Source organism: Paenibacillus sp. J31R98, assembly GCF_056269245.1.
The window spans coordinates 357,929-383,501 of record NZ_JBWDNO010000005.1; the positions used below are offsets into that span (position 1 = coordinate 357,929).

Sequence of the window (25,573 nt, forward strand, 5' to 3'; positions counted from 1 at the left end):
GCCGTTCTGGCAACCGTTAGCTTTTCAAATGGATCATCTGAGGCAAAATAGCGCTCTTGACAACCGTTAGCGTAGCCGAAGAGTTTGGACAGTCTGAGGCACCATCCGGGGTGTTACTGTTGCTGCTCGATCACATCCTTAACATCGGCACGACTCTTCAACGCCTGCTCAACCCGCTTATCCGGTACAAACCAGATCACGGCGACCAGCACGAAGAAGAAGCCGGAAATCCATGCGCTTACGTAAGCAGTCAGAATCGCGATTAAGTACAGGATAGGCGACAGCTTGCCTTTCAAGTCCTTCCCTAGCGCTACAACGAAATGAGATTCACTCGCATGCTGCTTCATAATCGCGCTCTGCAGCAGCCAGTAGGATAACGCCGCCAGCATGAGAATAATGCCGTACAGCGCCGTCGGAGTGCTTGCAAAATGGCTCTCCCCCATCCAAGCTGTCGTGAACGGAACTAGCGATAGCCAGAACAGAAGCAGAAGATTAAGCCACATGAGTCGCCCGCTCATCGTGCGCACCATGTGCAGCAGATGGTGATGATTATTCCAGTAAATGCCGACGTACACGAAGCTGAAGATATAACTGAGGATCTTCGGTCCAAGCTCGACTAATGCATGCCAATCATGCTCCTCCGGCACTTTGAATTCCAGCACCATAATGGTGATGATGATCGCCAGTACGCCGTCACTGAAGGCTTCCATCCGATTCGCTTTCAGTTTGCCCCACCTCCTGGTTGATTCTCTGATTGATTCACTGCATGTTCCGCCCCATATAACGCATCCATATGCTGAGCGTGAGCCGCTCCCCAATCATTCAATGCCTGCAAGACCGTACTTAGACCCTTGCCATACTCGGAGATCGAGTATTCGACCCGCGGCGGAATTTCGTTGTACACCTCTCGGTGCACGATGTCGTGATGCTCCAGCTCTCTTAGCTGCTGGGTAAGCATCCTCTTGTTTATATCCGGAATGGCCTTCTGCAACTCGCTGAACCGCATCGCGCCGCCCGCCATGAGCTGAAGCAGAATAACAGGCTTCCATTTGCCTGTAAGAATGTTCAGCGCCGATTCGAATTTACAGTACTGTTTCATTGTGCCTCCGCCTCCTCTCACTGATAGGTATGGTAACTTTTTATTTACCGAGTCTAGAAAAAGTGCCTACTTCCGTCATACGCATCCTACACCTATTATACCTGTAGAGGATCGTGAAAAAGTAGTCAGGAGGCTTGCAGCAAATATGAATATTACATTGTGGATCGTTCAAGGACTTGCCGCTCTAGCTTTTGCCTATGGGGGCTGGCTGAAGGCCGTGCAGTATGAGAAGGCGCGAGCAGAATGGGGATGGGTAAGCAGCGTTCCCCGGGCATTCGTTGTGTTCATCGGGTTAGCTGAATTACTCGGTGTTATTGGGCTCATTGTTCCGCAAGCGACGGGGATCGCGCCGATATGGACGCCTATTGCCGCAACGGCACTTGCCCTTGTCGTGCTCCTCGGCGCTTTGCTGCACCTCTCACGTAAAGAATACCGGGAGGTCGGCGTGAACGTTGTGTTCATCGTGCTGGCTGTAATCGTAGCGATAGGCCGATTCTGAGCTACCTATGGAAATGGAAAGGGACATCCGCCTTGGATGTCCCTTTATGTTTTCATTATGAATTGCGACTAGCCTGCTCTTCCCATGCTCTTAGAAGTGCCTTCGCATTGCTCTTGCCCGCATCTAAGATGCTGTCGCTCTGAATAGGATCATTGACGGAACGCGCCATCATTATGGTCCCAATCAAAAGACTTAGCAGTGCCGTGCCGTTCGACTTCTCAATATTACCGATCGCACAGATAAAAGCAACGATTCTAGCTACCTCATCCGTAAAATGCTTACGGACCTCATCCGAGAGCCTCGGCATCTCCCCCGTAAACGCTGGCAGAATGCAGCCTAACTCCGTGTTGTCTCGATGCTCCGCACTTAAATAATAATCAATAATTGCGTTAATCTTCGGTTCATGGTTTCCCTCATCTAATGCCTTCTGCAGCAGCTGAAGCGTATCTTCTACCGCATAACTGCAAGCCTCACAGACAAGCTGATCCTTGTTCTCAAAGTGCGAATAGAAGCCTCCGTGCGTTAAGCCGGCCCCTTTCATAATGACCGGAACGCTGATGTCGCGAATACCGCTCGAACGAAAAGCTTTGGCCGCACTTTCTATGATACGCCCGCGGACTTTTAATTTATGACCTGCCGGATAAGGCATAGCACTCATTCCTTCATGTAGATTCCTCTGCTTTCAAAATATTTTAAGCATCATATTATATCTTGTCAATTTGTATGAATGGAAAACAGCAGCGATTGACAAACTACAATATGATGACCATAATATATTACAGGCATCATATTTTGAACCATAAAGGAGACATTCATCATGAATATATCGAATCAAGTTGCACTTGTTACAGGCGCTAACCGCGGTTTTGGAAAGAACTTGGCTGCCGAGCTGCTGGCAAGAGGGGCTAAAGTCTACGCTGCGGCACGTAATATAAATTCCATCGATTTGCCTGGCGCAATTCCGCTTCAGCTCGATATTACGGACCCGGCGTCTGTAGCTGCTGCCGCAGAGACTGCAAGTGATGTCACCTTGTTGATCAACAATGCTGGCGTTTCGACAGGCGCTTCTCTTCTTACCGGAGCTATGGAAGATATTCATCTGGAGTTCAATACGCATGTTTTCGGTACCTTGGCTATGGCACGTGCCTTCGCCCCGGTCATCGAGAAGAATAACGGCGGCACCATTCTGAATATCCTCTCTGTCCTTTCCTGGCTCAGCGTGGATTCCTTGGGCGCGTATTCTGCAGCTAAGTCCGCAGCATGGGGCATGACTAACTCATTACGTCTCAGCCTTGCTCCGCATCATGTGAGAGTAGCCGGTCTGCACGTTGGCTATATGGATACAGACATGACAGAGGGCGTAACCGCACCGAAATCCGATCCTAAGGACATTGCTCGCATTGCGATTGATGGCATTGAAGCGGACCTGTATGAGATTGTTGCCGATGATCTTAGCCGCAACGTCCAACAAGGTCTCTCCGGCGGAGTAGCAGCCCTTTACCCTAATTTGTCCGTAAAATAAGGATCTTAACAATAAAGAAAGCTCCCTTCGGAATTCGAAGGGAGCTTATTTTATTACCTCACTTGGTCACGCCAGACGCCACCTTGTGGCCTCGCACGCCTTAATAATCCACCGTAATACTTCGTAATGCTTTGCATCACTTGGCGTTACTAAGTAATACCGAGTGTTACCAAGTATTCCGTCGTGTTACTAAGCATTACCGTGTCATGCTAACTCCAAGATTCAATATCTTCGTCGTCTACTTCGTCCATCATGGGCGCTTCGTGGGCGGCTAACTCATCCTCTTGGGCGACAGCTTCTGCCGTTTCCTCGGCCGCAGCAGCAGCCGTTGACTCTCGTCCAATCCCAGCTAAGATGGCCTCGTAGTCACTCCCTTGCTTAGGCTGCATCGAGCCCTGAACACCTGTACCTGCCCGTTCCACAGGTACGAACATCTGCAAATTGCGGACGCCATGCTGCATAATTTCGTTCTCCACCAAATAACGCAGAGAATCCATCAGGTTCGTCTGCGCGTTCAGCCACGCCATGACAAGCGGATCCTCCGTCTTCCTCGTCTTCAGGCTAATATTATCGCCAGCTAGCTTGGTCTTCTTCACCCTCGATCACCTGCCTACTCCGCTCTCATTATGCGGGCTGCTCCGCTTTATTTTTCAGCGCCTCATAAATTTTGCCGCGTACGAAAGCATCCAGTCCAGTCGCGTTCAGCTCGACCGCGTATTCGGACGGAATATAGAACAGCTTGATTTCGCGGATATCGCAAAGCTCCTTCAAGTACGGATACAGAATTGTCCGCATGAGAATGCTGCCTCCGCCATATACGCAGATCAGGTCGATCTCATTACGCGCTTTCGTCAGCTGCTTCTTCACGTGCTGCACGATCTGCTTGACCTGGCTTTCCAGCGGTCGACGCAGAGTCTTGAGCGCTCTCGCATGGTACTTATGCTTCGGATTCTTAAGCACGTCGCTGAAGAACTGCCTTGGGCTGTCCGGCAGATGAATCAGACGGTTGAACTCCTGCAGCGCTTCCTCGATGGCATAGCCCGCCCCGTGATGGCTGCCATGCACGAACTGCCTCAAGAATCGATTCCCCTCCGTGATCGGATACTCCGTCGAGCCGTCGCCGATATCGACATGGAGAATTCGCTTATCCTTGAAGAAGCTGCCGTTGAACTTCTTCTCCATCCCGTACGATGCGGCAAAATCCGTAAAGATCTCGCCCTCCCGCCAATTGCCCGCAGCATCCTTCTGCAAGGTGAAGATGACCGGCGTCGCCTCCGGCACGACTTTCACGAAAGGAAAAACAATGTTGACCGACACTCGGAGAGTCCCCAAGTGAACCGTCACATGATGCCTGCCCGACATGAAGCGCTTCTCGAACTTCGCGGATGTCTCGTCCGTATGCTGCGTAACCGGCAGCGCTGTCGCCATATCGACTTCGATGTCGAGCTGTGGCGGAATTCTCTTCTCTTCTTCATAGGCCTTCTGTACCGCGACTGCGGCGATTTGCGACAATGTGTTAATGATAGGCAAATCCATCTCGCTCTTGGAATCAATGCCGATCTGAATATTGTCGATAATTTCGCCACTCTCGAGCGCAAACTTCCCGATATAGTACATCCCCGGCAGCGCCGAGGGCGAATCGATGGTAACGACTAACTGATCCTGCAAATGCTTAATGAAGCTCTCCGGTACTTGCTCCTCCCGCCATGGAAGCTCGTCCACTCTGCAATTGACGTTAGGTTGCTGAACTAATCGACCGTCAATCATCAAATCATGCTCGCTGTTCCCATTATCGTTACCGACAAAGAAGTGAAAGTTCATCCCTACATCCTCCTATCGTTATCGTAAGGTTTACATGCCTTAGTAATACTTTGCCATACCAAGTGTTAGCAAGCATCATGCCAGAGTCCCACGATACATTAGGTTTCTCTCATTGGAATTTGTCGAACGCACAGCGCCGAATGATACAAAAAAAGATGCGCCGATTACGACGCATCTTAAACAAGATTATTGACTAATACGGCAACCGAATCGTAAACCGCGTCCCCTGATTAAGACGGCTCTCCACCTCAATTGTGCCCTGGTGGGAAAGGACGAATTGTTTAGCGATCGCAAGACCTAAGCCAGTTCCCCCACCGTCTCTTGTCCGCGCTTCATCGGCGCGATAGAAACGGTCGAAAAGATGCGGAAGATGCTCCGGCGCGATACCCAAACCTGAATCTTGCACGACAATCCTGAGCGTATGCGAGACATCATCGTACCGCAGCTGTATCTGGATCGTCCCATGATTTGGCGTGTAATGAATGGCGTTCGTGAGCAAATTAAACAAAACTTGTTTCATTCGGTTAGCATCTACTGCAATGATCGCCGGGTCAGCGCTCACTTCGCAGCGAATGGAAATCTCCTTCTCATCCGCGAGTGGTTCTATGGCTAAACGAACTTGATTGACCAGCTCCGCGATGTCGGTTTCTACTTTGTTTAACAGCAACTTACCCGCCTCTGCTAAAGACAACGTTCGTAAATCTTCGACTAATCGGTTCAACCGGATAAGCTCGTCCTGAATCGGCAGCAGCGTCTCCGGCGGGATCGGCTGTCCCTGCTGCTGCAGAACATCCAGCCTGCCTCCCACAATAGTTAGAGGGGTTCTTAGTTCATGTGCGATATCTGCGGTTAGGTTTCGACGTACTTCCTCCGCCTTCTTCAATTCCGAGGACATCTGATTAAACGCTTTTGCTATTTCGCCGTATTCATCCTTCACACTAACTTCAGCTTCCACGCCGAGTTCTCCTCGTCCTAACCGTTCAATCGGTGCAAGGAGCATCTTAAGCGGTGCAGCAAGCCATTTCGACAACTGATACGCGATAATCAAAGCAATTAAGATAAGAATTACGCCGCTTCCAATCAAAGCAATGAGGACCGATATCGGAATACCGATCAGAATCTTATTGTAACTCGCGACCTCAGGGTCGTAATAATAGTAATGCCCTACCGTTATTTGATTCACGATGATATCGTTCTTAACACCCAAGCGGGTGATTAACTTTAAAGGCGCGTCCCCTTGCTTAAAGATCTCTTGTTTGTCGTTGTCCCTAACAAGAATGCTCGGTTTTTCCCGATCAATACCCTTTAAGAGATCGATGGATTGAACGGCATTCCATGACTGATGATGGGCAATATAATAGTCACTCAGCTCGGATGTAATTAATGAAGCCTCTTTTTTTCTCGCTTCGTTGATGCCCGCCTCAATAGAGCTTTTCACAATAAAATGGGTAAGCGTCGTAAAAACCATGCTGATTCCGATAATCGTCAATGCCAGCGTTAAGAACAGCTTTCGATGAAACCTCACGATTGCCCCCCGAAGCGGTAACCAAACCCATACACGGTTTGAATATATTTTGGCACCGATATATCATCCTCAATTTTTTTGCGCAAGCGACTAATGTGGGCGTCTACCGTACGCTCAACGTTCAGGAAGTCATCATCAAGCGCAGCTTTCAGCAGCTGAAGACGGCTATAGACAATTCCCGGCTTAATGGCAAGCGTGTATAGAAGCTTGAATTCTGTCGGTGTCATGCTGATCTCTACCCCTTGCCTCCAGACGCGGCACTGCGAGCTCGAGATGACTAGATCGTCTCGAACCAGTTGGTCCTCCTCCGCAGCCGGATTTGCTTGCAATCTTCGGAGTACGGACCGAATGCGAGCTAACAATTCCCTTAACGAGAACGGCTTCGTAATGTAGTCGTCAGCTCCGACTTCTAGCCCGATAATCTTATCCATCTCGTCCGATTTGGCCGTGACCATAATAATCCCTATATTGCTCTTCTTCCGTAATTCGCGGCAAACATCGAGCCCATTCATGTTCGGCATCATCCAGTCCAGAACCACTAACGCCGGACTGAAGGTTTCCACTTGTGCGAGAGCGTCCCTCCCTGTCACGGCCATAGCAACCTGAAAGCCTTCGTCTATTAGAAAGGCACTCATAAATTCAAGTACCTTCTCTTCATCATCCACCAACAATATACGTTCGGGCATGAAGGCAACCTCTCCTTTGAACATTCTGCTGTCATTATATCCGAAAATTGCACCGTTTTTTTAATCGTACAACAATCGCAAAGTATCGTCATAAGTTCACAACATTTGTTTGTTAAAGTAAGTCCTAGCTCGCAATGATTACAAATTTGGAGGGTTATACAATGGCTTATAGACTTAGTCTGCAGAAAAAACAATTCCTAATCAGCTTACATGTCATTTCCGTTGCTTCGTGGATTGGCGGGACAATTGGGATGATTCTATTAGCTGTCTATTTGAAAAGCGCAGCGAATGGAGAACAGCTCGCTTATACGTTGTCCAGCATGGAGGTAATCGACGAGAACCTGCTGAAATATCCGGCACTGCTGACATTACTGACCGGCGTCCTGTTGTCTATTTGGACCCAATGGGGGCTGGTTAAGCATTATTGGGTGACGATTAAATTTGTTCTTACCTTAGTTACAATTCTGATGGGCATCTTCTTTCTGGATAATTGGACAGCATCCCTCGCGGACATGATTGGGAATATGGGGTTCGGGGCGCTGCAGAACCAGCAATTCAGGGCGACATGGTCGTCTATCATCGTTATGGCAAGCTTTAATCTGGCTTGTCTACTGCTCATGGTTTTCATTACTTACTTTAAACCGTTCGGGAAGATAAAGAAGAGAAGGGGAGAATAACACGAAATGGGTACAAAACAGATTGTAAAAGAACATCTACCACTTATTCTGGGGCTAGGCGCATTAGCGTTGATTAGGCCCGTTATGAAGATGACCGGAGCCATGGACTTAATTGGCCACCCATTCGGAAGCATTCTAATGACGATTCTTATTTCCTTGGCTTGGCTCATTATCGTGCTGGTGAAAAAGCTCCCACGGCCGGTTGTCGTTCTTGTTTACGCTGGACTGAGTTACGCCTTATTCGCAATCATCCTCAGCGGCCTTGCATCTCCGATTCTCGACGGGAAGCTGCAAGGCCCTTTAACGAATCCACTTGCGGTCGTGAGTGTCTTCGCAACAAACGCAATCTGGGGTCTCATTGTTGGCGCGGTAGCGACCGTGCTAAGGCGCAAATAATATAGAAAAGGTGCGCCAAAAACGGCGCACCTTTTCTAGTCCTGCTATTCCTCTGCCTCTGACTGCTTACCCCGTCACGCTAGACTGCGACTTCCCCGATTCCTTGCGCTGCGACGGCAGCAAGCCGACAACGAGCACGACCGCGATCGATATCGCAAAAATAGTTGTAAAGACGATATGCATGCCATGAGCAACCTGCTTCACATCGAGCCCTGCGGCCGCGTTATTGAATAACGTGCCGAACAACGCTACGCCAACGGTCTGCCCAAGCGCGTTCATGAGCGAGTTCGTCGAGGTCGCTACTCCCCGCTCGGTCCAATCGACGGCGTTCTGGATCAAGACCAGAATCGGCGTCGTCAATAAGCCCATTCCGAAGCCGATAACGATCAGGATGCCGACCAAGTATGCGTATGGCGAGTCGGAATTAATCAGCATGAGCCATAGGCTGCCTGCTGCAACGATGACTGCACCTGAAACAATGAAGATCCGTGGTCCGTATTTGAACATCAGCCTCCCCGTCATTGTCGCCGCGAAAGGCCAAGCCAGGCACATCGGCATCAACGTAAACCCGGAACTCGTCGCGCTGTGCCCAAGGACAACTTGAATCCATTGAGGCGCATACACCATCACGCCAGCCGTGATCGCAAAGCCTAGAAAGCTAAGCAGGTAGATGACGCGAATCTCTCTTGTTTTGAACAGTCCTAGTGGTATCATCGGCTCCTTCACCCGCGCCTCGACGAACAGGAACAGTGAGATGAAGACGGCAGCGATGCACAGCAGGCCAATTATCAGAGCGGAATCCCATGCATACCTCTCGCCGCCATTCAGCAGCGCGTACAGAAGCGCTGTTAGACCAATCGTGAATAGGCTGGCGCCAACGAAGTCGATCTTCTTCGCTTTCCTCTCGAACTTCTCATGCAGAAACATGACGACGAGGATGAAGGCAATCACGAACACAGGCACATTCATGTAAAAGATCCAGCGCCAAGAGATATAGTCGACGAATGTCCCTCCGACAAGTGGACCCAATAAGCCTGCCACCGACCATACAGATGCGAAAATCCCTTGAACCTTCGCCCGTTGCTCGCCTGGGTATAAGTCACCGACGATCGTGAACGTGACCGGCGTAAGCGCGCCCGCTCCAAGTCCTTGTATAGCACGAAACCAGATCAAGGCGGTCATGCTCGTCGCCGCTCCGCATAGGATCGACCCGAGCGCGAAGATAAGCAGACCCGCAGTAAATACCGATCTTCTTCCGTACAAGTCCGCCAGCTTGCCGAAGATAGGCGTCGCGACGCACATCGTCAGCGTATAAATCGAGAATACCCAACTGATTAAGCTGAACCCGCTTAATTCCTTCGTAATATGCGGCATCGCTGTACTTACGACTGTTGCATCTAACGCACCGATGAACAATGCAGCCAGCAGGCCGATCGTTACGACTTTTCGATTCGTCGTTTGCTGTACCAACTCTGCATGCGCCTCCCAGATTTTACTTTTTAATCAGATATCCTCAAATCTATTCGTCTTCGCCGAAACAATTCCTCTAGCTCCCTCTCTGGCATTCACATATATTGACAATTGATGTATCGTGCGGTAATATATCGTCATAAGATATATCGTTAATCGATATAATTGAAGGAGGGATAAGGATGCGGGATCCGAAGGAGATGCTGCCGCTGACGGAAGCTTTTTACTATATATTGATTGCGCTGCATGCCGAGCCAACACATGGATACGGCATCATGCAGGATGCGGAGCGCATGAGCAGCGGACGGGTAAAGATCGGCGCGGGCACCTTGTATACGGCGCTGAACACGTTACTTACTAAGGGACTTATCGAGCAGTATCCTGGCCCGGAAGGAACGGACAGCAGGCGCAAAATGTATGCCATCACCCCATATGGGCAAGCCGTCACGACGGCGGAGATCAACAGGCTGGAAGAGCTTCTGCAGGCGGGTCATCGAGTTCTTAATATAGGGAAGGAGTGAGGGCGAATGACAATACTGATGGAGAAAAGATATCGGCTGTCGATGAGCTGGAACTATGAGAAGGACGAAGCATGGCTGTCGGAGCTGTCCAGACAAGGGCTGCAGCTTAAGAAGGTGGGCATATTCAGTTATACCTTCACGCGCGATGAATCGATGCGTTATGCGTATGCGCTTGATTTTCAGAATGGGCTAGGACGAGGAAAGAAGCTTGATGCCTATCTGGAGTTGTATCGCGATGCGGGCTGGGAGCATGTCAGCTCCTACGGAGGAATGTGGCACTACTTCCGCAGAGAATGGCAGGCTGAAGAGATTCCTCGGCTGTATACGGACCGCGAGTCGCTTGTGACGCATTATCAGAAGATCAAGGGCGTCCTGCGCGTCTTGCTGTTTGCAAACCTCGCGATTATGATCATCAACATGGTTAATCTGTTAGCACGGTATGACGACCGGCCTTGGGGCATTATTGTGCCGGTGCTCGCTATCTACGCTTGCATATTTATAATGCTGGGGTATGGCATGTCCGCCTTTGGGAAGAAGATTCAGAAGCTTCAACAATAACAGCTTTGATAAGTTTCAAAGGCCAGGAGCTCGCCTTGAGAGCGGTGTCCTGGCCTTTCTGTTCCTAATCGCTTCAGCTTCAGTCAAGGTTACTCTTTGCGTGCGGTCACAATTGGCTGGTAATAGCCTGAGTTCTCGGGGAGATGCCACTCGATATCCGTGAATCCCGCCTTGCTCAATAGCTGGTTCATCTCTTCCCGCAGCAGCGCCCTGTACTCCGTCCAATAATGCTTTGTTGTCCATTCTTCATTCATTTCCTGCAAAATAAACTGGTTTACCGTGTACGTCCTTCCGTCCTTCGCCCAATCCCAAACCTGAAAAACAATCCTCCTGCCCCCATCAAATATGCGAGGTTGCGTAGATGGCAGCTTCTCAATCATTAACTCGTCGTAATCCCTTATGGTGATAACTAACAGGCCATTCCGGTTAAGCTTTGTATGAAAATGTGCAAAAGTGATGTCTAAATCTTCGTCTGTCAGCAGATGCGGAATCGCATTATCCGCCGACAGCACAATATCGAAGCTTCCTGATACGTCTTGATCCAGCGTACGGAAATCTGCTACGCCAAAGTTGATTTTCACACCATGAGCTACAGCTTCTTCTTCAGCTCTCTTAACGGAGGCCGAGCTGATATCTGTCGCGGTTACGGTATACCCTTGCTTCGCCAATCCGATTGCTTGCGTACCGATGCCGCACGAACAATCCAGGAGTGCAGTGCCTGCCGTGATAGGTAATTTCGATTGGATGACTCTGCTCAGAATCTCACCTTGTCGCGAGATGGCCTCCGTCCAATCGTGAAAGATGAGGTGGTAGTCTTCTGCAAAGTCATCATAGAACTTTAGAACGGAATCGCTCATTACCTATCACTCCAGTCCAATCGGTATAGGGTTCTACTCTCTCGACTTAAAATAATGAATCGGACGAATCTCAATGCCCCATCCAAACTGCTCGCCCGCACCGATCTGTACCGCAGGATGCAAGGAAGCAATCCGAATCGCCTCATCCATGTCCTCTGCTTCAATAAGGAATGCGCTGCCGATCATCTCTTTCGTCTCGATAAAAGGTCCATCCACAACCTTTACTTTCCCATTCTCCCGTCGCAAGCATTTCGATTCGGAAGCGAGTCCTGCATCGACAATCACTTGCCCGCTACTGTAGAAATTCTGCAGGTGAGGCGGGCATTCACTCATCACAGCCTCAATCTCATCCTTTGGGCGTGCGTCCATCTTAGCTGCTTCCAGGTAACCCAAACATAGGAATTGCATATTCATGTCTCCTTCTGACGTTAGATTGAAGCACATCTGCTTGCCTCTACTTCATCAACGAACGGCAGGCAACGAAATCGACATCCACTCGAAAAAGAATTTTCGGTTAAGCATCAGTTGCCCTCCGAGCATTCGGCAGCCCGCCTTAACAGCAGCTCTTGCTCACGGGTGTTGCCGGCAAGCGTTGCAGCGCGCGTGAACTCCAGCCTGGCTTCCTCGAGCCGTCCTAATTTCATCAAGAAATCGCCACGGACACTCGGCAATAAATGATAGCTTCTCAGCGCTGGCTCAGACTGCAGCTTATCCACGAGCTCGAGTCCCGCTTCCGGTCCGTATGCCATCGATAAGGCTACCGCACGATTCAGCTCAATAACAGGCGACGGCGTCAATTGATAGAGCTCATTATAAAGTTCGGATATCCGTATCCAATCGGTCTCCGTAGCGGTTCGAGCCCGCGCGTGACACGCAGCAATCGCCGCTTGAAGTGTATATGAGCCAAGCTCGCCCGCGCCGAGTTGCTCAGCGCGATCAAGCATAGCGAGCCCGCTTCTAATTAGAGTGTCATCCCAGAGCGTCCGATCCTGATCCAGCAGCAGAATGGGCTCACCCGCCTGATCGACCCGCGCTTTAAACCTCGCCGCTTGGAATTGCATAAGCGCAACAAGCCCGAAGACTTCAGGCTCGTTATCTATCATTTCGATCAGTATGCGACCTAGCCGCAGAGCTTCTTCGCAAAGTACAGGCCGCAGCCACTCATCGCCGGAAGACGCGGAGTATCCCTCGTTAAATATGAGATAGATGACTTGGAGAACCGAAGACAGCCTCGCGGTGAGTCCCTCTTTCGGCGGAAGCTCGAACAGAACACGCTGCTCCGAGAACATTCGCTTAGCCCGCGTTATTCTCGCCGCAACCGTCGGTTCCGGAATGAGATAGGCTTTGGCAATCTCCTCGGTCGTCAGTCCGCCAAGCAGCCGCAGCGTAAGTGCTGCTCGTGCCTCTGCCGACAGCATCGGATGGCAGGTCATGAATATGAGGCGGAGCAGATCATCTCCAACGTGATCATCGAGAGCAGCATCAAGGTCCGGCTCTTCCTGCGTGTTCAGCTCATAGCCGATCTCCTCGTATTTGCGGTCCCTGAGTTTATTTCTACGCAGCAGATCTAACGCCCGGCGCTTGGCGGTTGTCATCAGCCATGCACCAGGATTAGCAGGAATGCCTGCCTGCGGCCAGCGCTCGAGGGCGATAAGGAGCGCATCCTGCGCAAGGTCTTCGGCAAGCCCGACATCTCGCATGATCCGCGTGAGGACGGCTATAATCTTCGCCGACTCGCTGCGCCATATTGCATCAATGGAACGATTGATATCTATGTCCGTCAAGGGCAGTCCCTCCCTGATACGCAAATTGCATAAGAACAATCACTGCTACTTTTCGTGATGGATGGGTTAATTCCTTTTTCGCAAAGAAAAAGAGCATCAATCCCCTCCTCTACAGGAAGTTTGATGCCCTTGTTCCGTATATTAATCTTGGTAACTAGTCAGTACTCCATCGTCGAAATAGAGATATGTTGCACCGTCTAACACGTCGCCATATACCCATTGTGAAAAGGTTCCGGTCCGGGTAGTCGTATTGTTCTTCCGATCTGGGCTACCCCAAGCCAATAACACCTGTGTATCCGTCATACCGATAAAGACTTGTTCATTCTTGATTGCATTCCAAACTTTCGTACTCCATTTGAACGTTTTTTGAGGATCAGCATCAAAATAGTTATTGTAGACTAAGTTATTTGATGCTTTATGATGAACGCCTTTATAGATAACGTCGATTGTGTACGGATCAATTTGGTTAACGACTTTTATTTGCGAGAATCTCGGGTAGACAGTACCGTCCTTCTCCACTATCTTTTGATTGATCCAAACGGTTCTGCCTACTGACTTCCCTACAATAGTTGAATCTTGTAGAGAAATGAACTGCAAATCGATGTCTTGACCAATGTTAGAACGAAGAAAGTCATCGAAGTTACCGATGTAAAAGGAGCGTTTCCCCTTAGAACGGGCTGCTTGGTACACGTCTTGCAAATGTTTGCTTGAAACGGCGGCGCTTTTACCTATTACAGAGATTTTTCCGTTTGCAGCAGTTACCGCATAGCCAAGCTGTGCAGCCATCCATTTAAGAGACACATAATAAACGCCACCCTGGTTTGTCAGAGGTATTCCCATATTTACATATTTGGCTCCGAATTTATAATCCGCAACATTCTCAGAATACTCGGTATGGTAATACTGATAGTTTGCAGAAGTGATATCGATTATTCCTGTCAGCTTACTTTCCGGCATTAAAATGAGGTATTTCGAGTAGGAATTAATGCGGAAACCTTTGTACTCTTGATTCCAGATGACTTCTGCGCCGAGGCGCGTCGCCAAGTCTTTGAGCGGAACTGCAGTAGTTCCGTTAATTGTTTTAATTGGTCCGGCAGCCTTGAATTTCTCCCCGTTAATCCAGACCGTTGTAGTCGCGCTTTTGATTTCTGGTGCGGCAGCCGCGATACTTGATAGGTTAAGACATAACAGGAAAGCAATAAGAGTAAGTAGAACTTTTTTCAATTTTAACCCATCCCCTTTTTTATTTGTGCTGCGCTGGTATAATCACAGCAATCTATCAATTGTACCATATTTTATAAGATTTACAGGCGATTCGCCCCAAACTACAAGAAAGAGGACACCTGTTTGGGTGTCCTCGTCTTTAATTCTACTTTGCTCCATCCGGACCACCGGGGAACCCGCCGCCGCCCGGTCCGCCTTTGCCGTCTCCCATGCCGCCCTGAGTGCCGAGCGCCTTCATGTCTACAGACGAAGCGTCAATAAGCTTGCTGGAGTCAGCTTTCTGAGCTTCCGTCGTCGATGGGATCGTGCCGTCGAGCTGACCTTGAATGCTCTTCGAGCGAAGTGCTCCCAGCTCCTTCAGCTCCACGATTGCTGCTTGGAATTTATCGTAGTCGTAGAACGCCGATGGATCGTTCTTCACATAATCGGAAATCATAGTGCTTAATTTATCAACCGTCTGCTCGAATTTACCATCTGCAAAATAACCGTTAACGATGTCTTGCAAATACTCATGATACTTCTCTTTGTATTCGGGTACTTCAAGCAGCTTGCCTAGCAGCGGACGTTCTTCCAAGGTCACGCCTGAGACAGGCGTATCGATTGGGAAGTTCACGACATCCGAAGCGCTGCCCGACTGGAAGCCGCCAAACGCAAGGTTGTAATCCCAAGGAAGAATGCTAAGCTGCCCTTCGTTCTCATACAGGTAGTAGTTGTGCCCCATATTGGAGACATAGTTGTCGAGATTGACGACCACAGCATTGGCTGCGAAGTATCTGAGCACGGCGTCGACATCAACTGTCTTCTCCAGATCTTTGCCTTCGCTGAGGTTCTTCAAAGCTTCAACGACGCGCTTCTCATCTGCTTCATCTGTTTTGGTTGCTGCGTTGTCGAAGATGGCAGAGTAGCTGCTGATCTTATCATCGGTATATTGAAGAGATACACCGTTATTGGCCATGCCCTTCATTCCTCCGCCGCGGCCCTGCATCCCTTGACGAGGGTTCTGCCCTTGCTTCGTCTTACTCTCATCCGTAGTCGTTGCTGCCGCTACTTCAGCTGTATCTTCAGTTGCTGCTGCATCCTTAGGAGGCGCGGTTTGCTGTCCATCTTTTGCACCGTTAGCACCATTAGCACCGCCAGCTCCACCAGGAAACCCTCCGCCGCCCATGCCCATTTCCGTTTCAGGCTTATATAGCTCGCCCTCATCGTCATGCGTACGCTCAAGATAGCTGCTATCGATATCTTCGACAGCTAGATAGAAGCCCCACTTCTGGCCGTTAAGCGAAATATCTGCAAAAGAGTACAGAGGTGCATCGACGCCAACGTAAGACATAATGTCATACGACAGGTATTCCTTCAGGCTTGTTGCATCGGAGAAGTTGTTGTTAAGGACGAGTTTGTCCAACCCCTCCCACGTTTGCCCTTCGACATACTCGTCAAACTTGATCTTGAAGCTGTAGCGGTCTGTATCCTCGTCCCGGACAATTGCAGAGAGACTAGAGTTACCCTTCGGGCGGATACCGACATTCTTGATTGTTGTGCCGTTAATCGTTACGTCTGCCGAAATGTATTCTTCATCAGCCGCATTGTCCAGCATCTCCTGCCATTTGGCTTGATCTACCGTGATTGCAAACGTCATAATCTTGTTCTTATCCATCTCATTCGCATATTCAAGCGATGCCGTCTTCGCTGCTTCGCTCTGCGTATTCGTACTCGCACTCGCACTCGTATTGGACCCAGAATTGGACGATGTAGCCGCCTCACAACCCGTCAGAGCAGTAATCGCTATCGCTAATGATAAACCTATTACAAGTGTATTTTTTCTAAACACTATTCTCAGCACCTTTCATTCGTTCTTTATTGGGGATTGCCTCGCCAGCACCTTCGCTTTACGGTTCCTATCTTAGGCCGCGAACCTTTAATGGATCTTAAATGAATCAGGAAAAAAAAAAAGAAGCGGCAATTGTACATTGCCGCTTCTTGCTTATCTCTTAGCCTATATCGAGCTTGTGATGGGGTAACTCATAATAATCCATCGTCGAGGTCTCTGCGAAGCCGCAGGATTGATACAGCCGGAGTGCATTCGCGTTCTCTACGGCCACTTGCAGCATAATGTCTCTCGCGTTCGCTTCCTTAAGCTTCTCGATTGCCTTCAAGAGAGTTGCTCTACCATATCCCTTGCCGCGATACTCAGGCAGAACACCTAGGCCATATATGCCCCCAACTCCGCTAGACAGCTGGATATGGACCTTCCCGACGACCTGCAGATCAGCTTCTGCGAGGTAAATAGTCATGCCTCTCTTCTCTTCTTCCTCAGGCAGAATCATCCGTACCTTCGAATCCTCTGCCCCCTCTTCCACTAATTCATCGTCAAAATATATCGTGTTCTGCCGCTGAATCTCCCGCGCATCAGCATTCGTCGCCTTCCGAAATGTAATGCTTTCCGAGTTGTTATTTTCCCCCGCCCAGCCTTCTTGAAGATACATCTCATGCTCCGTATGATGATACTTCGCTCCGGTTCCTTCGATGAACGCTAGTCCCGCTTCCGACTTCCGATCGCTTAGGAGCAGCATGCTTCTAGAAGCTCTGCGCCCCCACTCTGCCATAACCAGCTTGCACAATGTCGCAAAAATACCTTGCCGCCTGTATTCCGGATGCACCATGCCGTTCACTTCAAAAGGTGTACCTGCCCCGCCGAAGTCGCTAATTCCCATATAGCCAATTAACTCATGTCCATCGAAGTACATGAATTCATTGATTTCACAGATCCCGCCTCTGTCTGTGCTTGTATGAACGCCGAGTTTGTAGTCCAGTTCAAGCTTTAACGATGTCTGATCTGAGCGGATGCAGCTCTCCTGCAGTCTGTTGATCAAATCATAATCCTCTTTGCCCATTCCTTCTCTGAGCTTTAACCACGGGTTGTGGATCGTCTTCATGCAACACCTCTTTATATTGTAGGTCCTGTTCTAGCATCCTGCCCCATCAACGGTGAGCGCTCCAGCAACTTCTTGATAATCCAGCCGTCGTCGTAACTGCCTTCCTTCAAGTGCTTGCAAGCAAGCTCAATGAGTCCCGCCCACCACACTGGCGTTAATAGCTCCCACTCCTCGGGCTCCAGAGGCGATACTTCATCATAGCCGTAAACCACCTCGTCGTACTTCCCCCGCCACGAGAGAGCAAATTCCCCGACTCGATGATCCCAATGGGCTAACTCAAAGTCGAGAATGCCGGAGAGCTTGCCTTCTTGGAATCGTAAATTCCATGTAGCAAAATCCCCATGAACCACAGTACCAGGGCGGGAGTGAAGCTTCAGCCCCTCCACCCGCTTCCGAGCTCGATCCAGATGCCAACGAAGGATTCGTATTTCCTCCGGCCTGTTCTTTTCATTAAGAGAGAGCAATACGTCAATCTCCTCGTCTTGGAGAATTTCTTCGCATCGCCGCCAATCCTTGCGTTGTCCAATTCCGCTCAGCTTCCTAAGATCTGCGTGGAACTGAGCCATCAGGCGTCCCCTGGCACGCTGTTCGGCTGCCGGATTCTCCACGGAAGGCGGTTCACCCGGAAGATAAGGGAACAACCCCCACACCTGATCCCCAATCTCAATCGGTTCATCAATGACAGCTGCAACCGGCCATCCAAGTGCTGCAACGCTTCGAAGCAGATTAACTTCATACTGGATATTCTCTTTGTGCGTTGCAATCGACCAGAGGCGTAACACAAGGCGTTCGTTCTTAGAACTCACCATCCAATGCTGATTGAGTCTCCCTCCCAGCGGGGCGACCGCATTGATTTGCAGCCTATCTAGAATTTCGTTGCTGGGGAGCATCGCATCTGAACTATTTTGCACCATTCATCCCCCTCTCCCTCGCGCATCTATATTTGACTTATTCGAATTGAGCACTCACCCTGAACCGCAGGGGCAATGGATCTCAGCCCAATCCGATACAAGTGATCACCCCATGCGTCCTGCATGATTTCGTCCTCTAGTGAAATTTGCTCTGAAGTGACTGCATACAGCTCATTGTTATACTGGATTCTTACCCTATTGCCATGCTTGTCCTGCAAAATCATACTTCCGCCCTCTTCAAGCTGAGGCTCGTGTGGTGTCATTACGTGCCATGCAATCTCATCTGTGGCTTGCTCTAGGTGGTATTCATCCTTGATTGCGATAAAAGCAGATGCATCACGGACAAGCTGTACGGTCCTCATCCAGCTTCTAATCTGGGCGGACTCCGGATAGGCTTCCGCAATATTCATGGATAACGATGCAGCTCGATCATCGAATTGATACTTCACATCAGTCGCTCTATACTCTCTGCCATTCATTTGGCCAATTCCATTGACAGCTGGAACATTGTGATAGGCGGATTGCATCGCCCAGATTGTATAACGTTCAGAGAAGAATGACTTGGACGTATAGGTCAATACGCCAGGGTCAATAATCATCGGGGAGCCGTTGCAATATACGATGAATTGCCCAATATCATTGTGATTATGGCTTTCATCGTTATGTCCACCTTTGGCTGCAAGATATAACCCTCTGCTGGAGTCCTGCTGCTCTCTTGCTACCATCAGCTGAATTCCGTCCAGCCATGCGTCTCTGATGTAAGGAGACTCCCCCGTATACTGCTCGATTTCCGCATAATGAAACAAAGCCGGAAGCACGCGGAACATAGCAGGAAACTCGAACTGAGTTGTTTCCTCGCGCCGTTTCTTCAGCTCCAATGCACCTATTTCGGATAACCGGTCATCTCGGGTACGGCGCCCGAAGCGGTACGCCAGCTCCGCGGGGATTTGTACCTTCGGCGTACTGTCTGCAAAATTGACATAATAGGACTCGTCAATAAAAGCCCGATAAATATACTGGCCAATCTGCTCAATCTTAGGCTCATCGTATAGATTAATCTTCCCGTCCGAGGCGCTGTAGAGCAGTTCAAGACAGTCGAATAGCGTTCCGCCGCCGTAGATCCAATACTTCGGTCCTTCCTCGCAGCCGCCATCTGAATGAAGTCTGTCGAGATAATGATCCAAGCTTCGCATCGCCTTGATGACCGCTGCTTCTCTGCGTTCAGGGTCATCCTCCAAGAGCAAGAATACCGATAAACAATTCGAATTACACCACGGCGTCCAATTGTTGAGCATTCGTTCCTGATTGAACCCGAGCCACCAGAAGTCGTTGCGGTTCAGGAATGGATCCAGGATTCTCTTCCTCACTTCAAGCTGTATGCGCTCGCCGACCATCACACTAATGGTATTCAACTTGGTTTGGAGTAGATAGTACGTCCAGGCAAGCAGCGACGCTGTCTCCGCCGAGAACAATTCAATGACTTGATCGGTTACATCCGGCAGCGGGTCCTGCCTCTTCATCATGTAGTTATGACCCGGGATGCCCCAAAAGGTTTCTTCGCATATGCACCAAACCCCGTTGACGATATCATCCATAAACCGTCCTTGGTTCTCGATACATTCTGCGATGACGAGCGATGCCAGAGCCCGTCTTCTCGCCCACGATGCATTGTCGTACTTATTACGATTGCCTGTTCGGCTATATTCCATATAGGCAGTGGCAGTCAGAGCTCCCCAGGAGTGATTGAGTTCTTGAACGCCTTTACTGACCCAGAATTCTCTCAAATTGGGCGGAAGCTCATCCCATGGTCCGCGCTCTTCAATTGTCGGATATGGCTTGTAATGATCCCGAGATTGCAAGATATCTCTGAGGGTTCCATTCGCATATTTCTCTGCTAACATTGGAGTATCGACCTCTTATCCGCGTGTAGTGTGGTTCACGTCCTCGATTATATTTCGCTTTATTTCCAGTAAAATCCTTCCTTGGTTGACATATTAGAGAGCACCAAGCACCGTCAAATGCAAAAAAACGCTCATCCGATAACCGGACGAGCGTTCGTTAACATCCTACTTCTCCTGCTCCTTAATCACCTGCTCGATTCCCAGCAGGATCAGCTTCAAACCGAACTCGAACGATCCATCGGTCCCCATCACCTCGAACATCCCGCTCTTGAACATCCTACGGAACAGTCCCGCATCCGTCTCGCTCATGGACTCCAGAAGGCGAAGCATCTCCCCGCTCGGAAGCTCTCCCTGCTCCTTAAGGATCGCAGCTACATTGCGCTGATGCTCGTAATCGTCCAGAACAAAGTAGAAGACATAGTTCGTAAGCGTGAGAACCGCTTGTAATTGATGCTCTTGCTCAAGCGGCGTCGATTCCATGCAGAGCAGCATCCTGTTGGTAAACCGAATGATGTCTGCCTCATGAGGAAGCGTCAGCATCATGAGCTGCGTGGAACACGGATGACGGCGGAGAACATCCCGCACTGTAACCGCAAAGCTCGATAGCTGCTCCTTCCAGTCCCCCTCGGAGTGGAACTCCTCCAGAACGATCTTCGCTACCTGGTTGGCCAAGCGCTGGTAAAGCTCTTGCTTGCTCTTGAAGTACCAATACAGCGAGGGAGCTTGAATCCCAAGCCGGTCGGCCAATCGTCTCATGCTGAATTTCTCGATGCCCTCTTGCCCTAGAAGTTCCCATGAGACCTCCAGAATCCTATCCTCCGAAATCTGAGGCTGCTCTTTTTTCATCGATATCCGCCCTTTTTATCTAACAGTGTAAGTTTGTTGTTTACAGGTTCTTAGGTTCATGATATCATCTAACACTGTAAGGTTCAATCTAACACTGTTAGTCAAACAAAATAAAGAAAGAAGTGATCCGCATGGATGCACAAAACCTCCATTACTTTGAGAAAGCACCGGTTGCTAAAGCCGTCGCTCACTTTGCTGTTCCGATGATGCTCGGCACGTCAATGAGTGTCATCTATTCCATCTTGAATGCCTATTTCCTAGGGACGCTAGGCAATACGTCCATGTTAACCGCGCTCGCGCTAACGCTGCCGTTGTTCGCAATCATTATGGCGCTAGGCAACTTGATTGGCATGGGCAGCGGTACATTCATCTCTCGTTTGCTGGGAGAGAAACAATATGATGCGGTCAAGCACGTCTCCTCATTCGCCTTTTACAGCAGTTTAGTTCTCGGTCTTATCGTGATGGCCGTGGGTATCCCGTTGATCGATTCCATCGTACATGGCCTAGGTGCAACGCCTGATTCCTTCGGATTCACCAAGGACTATGTCACGGTTATGCTTATCGGGTCACCATTCGTCGTCTTATTCTTCACGATGGAGAATATTGTACGCTCTGAAGGTGCGGCAATTACGTCGATGACCGGTATGATTCTAAGTGTTGTCGTTAATATTATTCTCGATGCGCTCGTCATCTTCGTCTTCCACTGGGGCGTGATCGGCGTTGCGTCTGCTACGGTTATTTCCAACTTGGTTGCAAGTGCATTTTACGCGTTCCATATCGGAGCTAAGAGTCAATTCTTAACCATCTCTGCAAAATGGTTCAAGGCTAACAAGGACATTCTGAGCAATGTATTCAAAATTGGCGTGCCCGTCTTTGTCATGAGCATCTTCCTCGGTGCAATGTCGCTTATCTTGAACCATTACCTTGTGGAATATGGGGATCAGGCTGCAGCGGCTTTCGGTATATCATCGCGTTTATTGCAATTTCCTGAGTTTATTCTGATGGGGTTGTGCGAGGGCGTCGTTCCCCTTATTGCGTTCTCTTTCACTGCAAACAAATTACGCATGAAGCAAACCATTGGATTCACGATCAAAGCGATCGTAGCCATGGCTGCCGTGTTCGGCGTCATTGTCTATCTGATATCTGACCACTTGATCGGCTTATTCACGAATGACCCGCAATTAATTGAAATGGGCAGCTACATTCTGCACGTGACGTTCTTATCCTTGTTCATTACAGGCATGACCACGTTGTTCACGGGGATCTTTCAAGCAACCGCGCAAGGAACCGCCGCTTTTATTATGTCAATTATTCAAGGCATTACTCTGATTCCTGTTCTCTATATCGCCAATCGACTGAATGGCTTCCATGGTGTGGTCTGGTCACTCGTCATGGCGGATGCCGTCGCGTTCCTTGTCGGCGCCACGATGCTGTATGTACTGCGAAACAAATTGCAGCCGGATTTGGAGAGCTTGGCGCAGTAAGTATAAAAGGCCACCTTTGCGGGTGGCCTTTGACTGTCGATAAACCCTCTATCAGCGGATTGGCGAAGCTGAGAGTGTATTTTTCGAACTCTCAGATACCCCTCGTTTCGACCTCAATCATAGATGTACTTGTATTATTAAGACAATGATGTACGGATCGGGATCTTTTATTGTGCTGTTCGGCGGACCATCAATTCCCGTCGTACGAAGTCGTACTTCTCATAAAGCCCATGCGCGTCTCGAGTACCGAGATAAATAGGTGTATGGCGAATGCGAGGATGATCGACCAGAACAGCCATCATCCATTTGCCAATTCCTTTACCGCGATGATCAGTCTCTACAATTACGTCGCATAGCCAGGAAAAGGTCGCTCCATCCGTTACAACCCGCATAAAACCTACTTGTTTCCCGGCAGTGCTATAAACACCGAGACAAAGTGATTCCCTCCAGCTATTCCTAATCGTTACTTCCGACCGTTCCGCAGCCCAATAACTACCCTTCAATAATGCAAGGATGACATCCGACTGCAGCGCTTCAACACTGTCACTAATCTTGTAAGGCAGGCAATCATGAATCCACTCCATCTGTATACCTCCTATTGTTCATGTACGTTAATGTGTTTATTATAGTGGTGACAGATGGAAGAGAATAATAATTTATAAAGCAACTATACCCATACAGATGGGGGTGAAAACCATGAAATACGAGAGTGTGAAGGACAATCTGAAACAACAGATTAACACTGGGGCGATCAAGCCCGGTGGTAAATTACCGTCTATCCGAGAGCTTAGTATACAGTGGAAGTGCAGCAAAAACACCGTGATCCGCGCCATCGATGAATTAGAGAAAGAACACCTGATTTACTCGGTGCCTAAGAGTGGCTACTATGTGATTGTTCGTTCATCCAAGTCTGACGATCCGCCGGAAGGACAGATTGATTTTGCCATGGCTTCTCCGGACCCTGGCATTATCCCCTATGAAGAAATTGAGCATGGATTAAACCGGGCTGTACAGCTATACGGCGATCGTCTCTTTATATATGGAGATCCACTCGGATTTCCATCTCTACGCGAGGCCATATCCCGGCACTTGGCAGTCTCGCAAATTTTCGCTGAACCGAAACGAATCTGCATCGTCTCTGGCTCCCAACAAGCCCTTCACTTGCTTGCCTCCATGCCGTTCCCAAATGGAAAATCGACGATCTTGGTCGAACAGCCCTGCTACTCCGGAATGTTGAGAATAATCAACCTCCTCGGGGTGACCTCCATTGGAATTGCTCGAACGGAATCAGGACTTGACCTTGATGAACTGGAACGGCATTTTCGGAACAATGCCATTAAGTTTTTTTATACGGTCCCAAGGTACCACAATCCGCTCGGAAGCAGCTTGTCACGTCAGGAGAAAGAAGCCATTGCATTACTGGCAGAGAAGTATGATGTGTATATCGTGGAGGACGACTATCTCGCAGACTTGGAGACGGACAGCAAAGCTGATCCAATCTGCAGCTATGATTATGCGGGACGCGTCATCTACATTCGAAGCTTCTCCAAAATCATGCTGCCCGGCCTGCGCCTAGGTGCCGCTGTACTTCCGGAGTCACTAATCACCTTATTCCGAATGTACAAATCTTCGAGCGATTTAAGCACTTCCGCCCTTTCACAAGCTGCCTTGGAGATTCATCTGGGCAGCGGATTGTTCCAACGCCATGCCGCCAAAATGAGGGAACGTTATGGCATTCGAATGAAGGCGCTACAGGAGGCATGCAGCCAGTATCTAAACGATGGTTTTCATTTAAGCAAATCAGCCGGCGGTATATTCGCTGAGCTCCGGCTGCCTAACCATCTGGAGGCAGAGGAACTGGCCGCAGCCCTTCGTCAGAAGGAGGTCTATGTGTTTCCTACGAATCAATGCTACCTTCCTAGCGTGGAAAGCGCGAACAGCTGGCGCCTCAGCATTATTCGCACGAATGAACAAGAGATTGAGGACGGCATCCGAAAGATTCGTCAGACGGCCGACGAGCTCATGAACCAACGAAGCGCAAACAAATTCACCCGATCAGCCATTACATGGATTTAGAAGCGGTAGCTAAAGAGGAACCAACACAAATAACTTGAGGAGCAACTAACAATGAAATTTGCCATGATGTACAGCTGCGGTAAGGACAGTAGCTTGGCGCTTTACCGAATGATTCACGAGGGTCATACGCCAGTGGCCTTAGTTACGACATTCAATGAAGAGCAAGGCCGCTCGTGGTTTCACGGAGTCACGGAGGAGCTTTTAACTGCAGTGTCAGAAAGCTTGGAGATTCCTCTTATCATCTGTCGCTCCACACCTGAAACGTATAGCGAAGCCGTTGAAGACGGCCTACGAAAAGCCCTTCAACTCGGCGCGGAGAGCTGTGCCTTTGGCGATATTGATATCGAAGGTCATCGAGAGTGGAATGAGCAGCGCTGCCGGAATGCCGGCTTGAGCTGTGTGCTTCCGTTATGGCAAGAAGACAGAAAGGCTTTGACGGAAGAGATCATTGACCTTGGATTCAAGGCGGCTATCAAGATCGTCCAAAGCGATATATTGGATGCTAGCTTTCTCGGGCAAACGCTAACAACAGATCTCGTGGAGAAAATAACAGCGGCAGGTTCTGACCCATGCGGAGAGAACGGCGAGTATCATACCTTCGTGTACGATGGACCCCTATTCCGCAATCCGATACCCATTGAATTCGGTAGGACGGTAGATTTTAAGACACATGTGGCGATTGATATTAGATGCGAGAAATAACCACTCCCGATAATGGAGTGGTTACTTATTTAAGCTAGCGGACGTGAGTTGGCTGCGGGCTAACTAGCGCGGTTTCTAAAG

Annotated in this window: 27 protein-coding genes; 9 read left to right on the plus strand and 18 right to left on the minus strand. The window is 49.4% G+C overall.

The features are described 5' to 3' along the window. Positions 1-113 precede the first annotated feature (113 nt). Both AC0YNX_RS20380 and AC0YNX_RS20385 read right to left on the minus strand, forming a co-directional pair. Complete coding sequence (locus AC0YNX_RS20380) at positions 114-725, minus strand: TMEM175 family protein (RefSeq protein WP_475817641.1); 612 nt, start codon at positions 723-725, stop codon at positions 114-116. After that, positions 722-1,099 carry a winged helix-turn-helix transcriptional regulator gene (locus AC0YNX_RS20385; RefSeq protein WP_475817533.1) on the minus strand — a complete coding sequence of 126 codons (378 nt, stop codon included), beginning with the start codon at positions 1,097-1,099 and terminating at the stop codon, positions 722-724. The genes AC0YNX_RS20380 and AC0YNX_RS20385 overlap by 4 nt, the downstream gene beginning before the upstream one ends. Before the next feature lie 145 nt (positions 1,100-1,244). Between AC0YNX_RS20385 and AC0YNX_RS20390 the strand changes: the two genes are divergently transcribed. After that, entirely contained in the window at positions 1,245-1,598 is a 354-nt protein-coding gene (locus AC0YNX_RS20390) for a DoxX family protein (protein ID WP_475817534.1), read from the plus strand. A gap of 55 nt (positions 1,599-1,653) precedes the next feature. Here AC0YNX_RS20390 and AC0YNX_RS20395 read toward each other — a convergent pair whose 3' ends face one another. Then, positions 1,654-2,247 (minus strand): TetR/AcrR family transcriptional regulator, encoded by a 594-nt coding sequence (locus AC0YNX_RS20395; RefSeq protein WP_475817642.1) that lies wholly within the window; start codon positions 2,245-2,247, stop codon positions 1,654-1,656. A 168-nt stretch (positions 2,248-2,415) separates the two neighbouring features. Here AC0YNX_RS20395 and AC0YNX_RS20400 point away from each other — a divergent pair, with 168 nt between their 5' ends. Further along, positions 2,416-3,120 carry an SDR family oxidoreductase gene (locus AC0YNX_RS20400; protein ID WP_475817535.1) on the plus strand — a complete coding sequence of 235 codons (705 nt, stop codon included), beginning with the start codon at positions 2,416-2,418 and terminating at the stop codon, positions 3,118-3,120. A gap of 209 nt (positions 3,121-3,329) precedes the next feature. On the opposite strand, the gene AC0YNX_RS20405 is transcribed toward AC0YNX_RS20400, so the two are convergent. The 4 genes from AC0YNX_RS20405 to AC0YNX_RS20420 form a co-directional block, all read right to left on the minus strand. Beyond that, positions 3,330-3,716 (minus strand): hypothetical protein, encoded by a 387-nt coding sequence (locus tag AC0YNX_RS20405; RefSeq protein ID WP_475817536.1) that lies wholly within the window; start codon positions 3,714-3,716, stop codon positions 3,330-3,332. Positions 3,717-3,744: 28 nt separating this feature from the next. Then, positions 3,745-4,941 carry a ParM/StbA family protein gene (locus AC0YNX_RS20410; RefSeq protein ID WP_475817537.1) on the minus strand — a complete coding sequence of 399 codons (1,197 nt, stop codon included), beginning with the start codon at positions 4,939-4,941 and terminating at the stop codon, positions 3,745-3,747. A gap of 193 nt (positions 4,942-5,134) precedes the next feature. Further along, on the minus strand, positions 5,135-6,466 hold the full coding sequence (locus AC0YNX_RS20415) for a sensor histidine kinase (RefSeq protein WP_475817538.1): 1,332 nt from the start codon (positions 6,464-6,466) through the stop codon (positions 5,135-5,137). Next, complete coding sequence (locus AC0YNX_RS20420; protein ID WP_475817539.1) at positions 6,463-7,152, minus strand: response regulator transcription factor; 690 nt, start codon at positions 7,150-7,152, stop codon at positions 6,463-6,465. The genes AC0YNX_RS20415 and AC0YNX_RS20420 overlap by 4 nt, the downstream gene beginning before the upstream one ends. Before the next feature lie 161 nt (positions 7,153-7,313). Here AC0YNX_RS20420 and AC0YNX_RS20425 point away from each other — a divergent pair, with 161 nt between their 5' ends. Both AC0YNX_RS20425 and AC0YNX_RS20430 read left to right on the plus strand, forming a co-directional pair. Continuing rightward, positions 7,314-7,829 carry a hypothetical protein gene (locus AC0YNX_RS20425; protein ID WP_475817540.1) on the plus strand — a complete coding sequence of 172 codons (516 nt, stop codon included), beginning with the start codon at positions 7,314-7,316 and terminating at the stop codon, positions 7,827-7,829. Positions 7,830-7,835: 6 nt separating this feature from the next. After that, positions 7,836-8,225, plus strand: a complete 390-nt coding sequence (locus AC0YNX_RS20430) for a hypothetical protein (RefSeq protein ID WP_475817541.1) — start codon at positions 7,836-7,838, stop codon at positions 8,223-8,225. Positions 8,226-8,291: 66 nt separating this feature from the next. Here AC0YNX_RS20430 and AC0YNX_RS20435 read toward each other — a convergent pair whose 3' ends face one another. Next, complete coding sequence (locus tag AC0YNX_RS20435; protein WP_475817542.1) at positions 8,292-9,695, minus strand: MDR family MFS transporter; 1,404 nt, start codon at positions 9,693-9,695, stop codon at positions 8,292-8,294. Positions 9,696-9,877: 182 nt separating this feature from the next. Between AC0YNX_RS20435 and AC0YNX_RS20440 the strand changes: the two genes are divergently transcribed. Both AC0YNX_RS20440 and AC0YNX_RS20445 read left to right on the plus strand, forming a co-directional pair. Then, a complete protein-coding gene (locus AC0YNX_RS20440) occupies positions 9,878-10,216 on the plus strand; it encodes a PadR family transcriptional regulator (RefSeq protein ID WP_475817543.1) in 339 nt (112 codons plus the stop codon). Positions 10,217-10,222: 6 nt separating this feature from the next. Beyond that, positions 10,223-10,774, plus strand: coding sequence for a DUF2812 domain-containing protein (locus tag AC0YNX_RS20445; RefSeq protein ID WP_475817544.1), 552 nt, complete (start codon positions 10,223-10,225; stop codon positions 10,772-10,774). Positions 10,775-10,863: 89 nt separating this feature from the next. Here AC0YNX_RS20445 and AC0YNX_RS20450 read toward each other — a convergent pair whose 3' ends face one another. The 9 genes from AC0YNX_RS20450 to AC0YNX_RS20490 all read right to left on the minus strand — a co-directional run bounded on the left by AC0YNX_RS20450 (position 10,864) and on the right by AC0YNX_RS20490 (position 21,230). Further along, positions 10,864-11,631 carry a class I SAM-dependent DNA methyltransferase gene (locus AC0YNX_RS20450; RefSeq protein ID WP_475817545.1) on the minus strand — a complete coding sequence of 256 codons (768 nt, stop codon included), beginning with the start codon at positions 11,629-11,631 and terminating at the stop codon, positions 10,864-10,866. A 33-nt stretch (positions 11,632-11,664) separates the two neighbouring features. After that, positions 11,665-12,045 carry a YciI family protein gene (locus AC0YNX_RS20455; protein WP_475817546.1) on the minus strand — a complete coding sequence of 127 codons (381 nt, stop codon included), beginning with the start codon at positions 12,043-12,045 and terminating at the stop codon, positions 11,665-11,667. Positions 12,046-12,152: 107 nt separating this feature from the next. Continuing rightward, entirely contained in the window at positions 12,153-13,415 is a 1,263-nt protein-coding gene (locus AC0YNX_RS20460) for an RNA polymerase sigma factor (RefSeq protein WP_475817547.1), read from the minus strand. A 141-nt stretch (positions 13,416-13,556) separates the two neighbouring features. Then, positions 13,557-14,639, minus strand: coding sequence for a stalk domain-containing protein (locus AC0YNX_RS20465; protein WP_475817548.1), 1,083 nt, complete (start codon positions 14,637-14,639; stop codon positions 13,557-13,559). Positions 14,640-14,784: 145 nt separating this feature from the next. Further along, positions 14,785-16,467, minus strand: coding sequence for a CotH kinase family protein (locus AC0YNX_RS20470; RefSeq protein ID WP_475817549.1), 1,683 nt, complete (start codon positions 16,465-16,467; stop codon positions 14,785-14,787). A gap of 160 nt (positions 16,468-16,627) precedes the next feature. Next, positions 16,628-17,572 carry a GNAT family N-acetyltransferase gene (locus AC0YNX_RS20475; RefSeq protein ID WP_475817550.1) on the minus strand — a complete coding sequence of 315 codons (945 nt, stop codon included), beginning with the start codon at positions 17,570-17,572 and terminating at the stop codon, positions 16,628-16,630. 11 nt (positions 17,573-17,583) lie between these two features. Beyond that, entirely contained in the window at positions 17,584-18,486 is a 903-nt protein-coding gene (locus tag AC0YNX_RS20480; protein ID WP_475817551.1) for a phosphotransferase enzyme family protein, read from the minus strand. A 23-nt stretch (positions 18,487-18,509) separates the two neighbouring features. After that, entirely contained in the window at positions 18,510-20,384 is a 1,875-nt protein-coding gene (locus AC0YNX_RS20485; protein ID WP_475817552.1) for a heparinase II/III domain-containing protein, read from the minus strand. Positions 20,385-20,549: 165 nt separating this feature from the next. After that, a complete protein-coding gene (locus AC0YNX_RS20490) occupies positions 20,550-21,230 on the minus strand; it encodes a TetR/AcrR family transcriptional regulator (protein WP_475817553.1) in 681 nt (226 codons plus the stop codon). A 131-nt stretch (positions 21,231-21,361) separates the two neighbouring features. On the opposite strand from AC0YNX_RS20490, the gene AC0YNX_RS20495 reads away from it, so the two are divergent. Next, complete coding sequence (locus tag AC0YNX_RS20495; protein ID WP_475817554.1) at positions 21,362-22,714, plus strand: MATE family efflux transporter; 1,353 nt, start codon at positions 21,362-21,364, stop codon at positions 22,712-22,714. Between the two features lie 167 nt (positions 22,715-22,881). On the opposite strand, the gene AC0YNX_RS20500 is transcribed toward AC0YNX_RS20495, so the two are convergent. Further along, entirely contained in the window at positions 22,882-23,298 is a 417-nt protein-coding gene (locus AC0YNX_RS20500) for a GNAT family N-acetyltransferase (protein ID WP_475817555.1), read from the minus strand. A 112-nt stretch (positions 23,299-23,410) separates the two neighbouring features. On the opposite strand from AC0YNX_RS20500, the gene AC0YNX_RS20505 reads away from it, so the two are divergent. Continuing rightward, the gene (locus AC0YNX_RS20505; RefSeq protein WP_475817556.1) at positions 23,411-24,790 is read left to right on the plus strand and encodes an aminotransferase-like domain-containing protein; all 1,380 of its coding nucleotides are present in this window, start codon (positions 23,411-23,413) and stop codon (positions 24,788-24,790) included. A 51-nt stretch (positions 24,791-24,841) separates the two neighbouring features. Continuing rightward, complete coding sequence (locus AC0YNX_RS20510) at positions 24,842-25,492, plus strand: Dph6-related ATP pyrophosphatase (RefSeq protein ID WP_475817557.1); 651 nt, start codon at positions 24,842-24,844, stop codon at positions 25,490-25,492. Positions 25,493-25,573 lie beyond the last annotated feature (81 nt).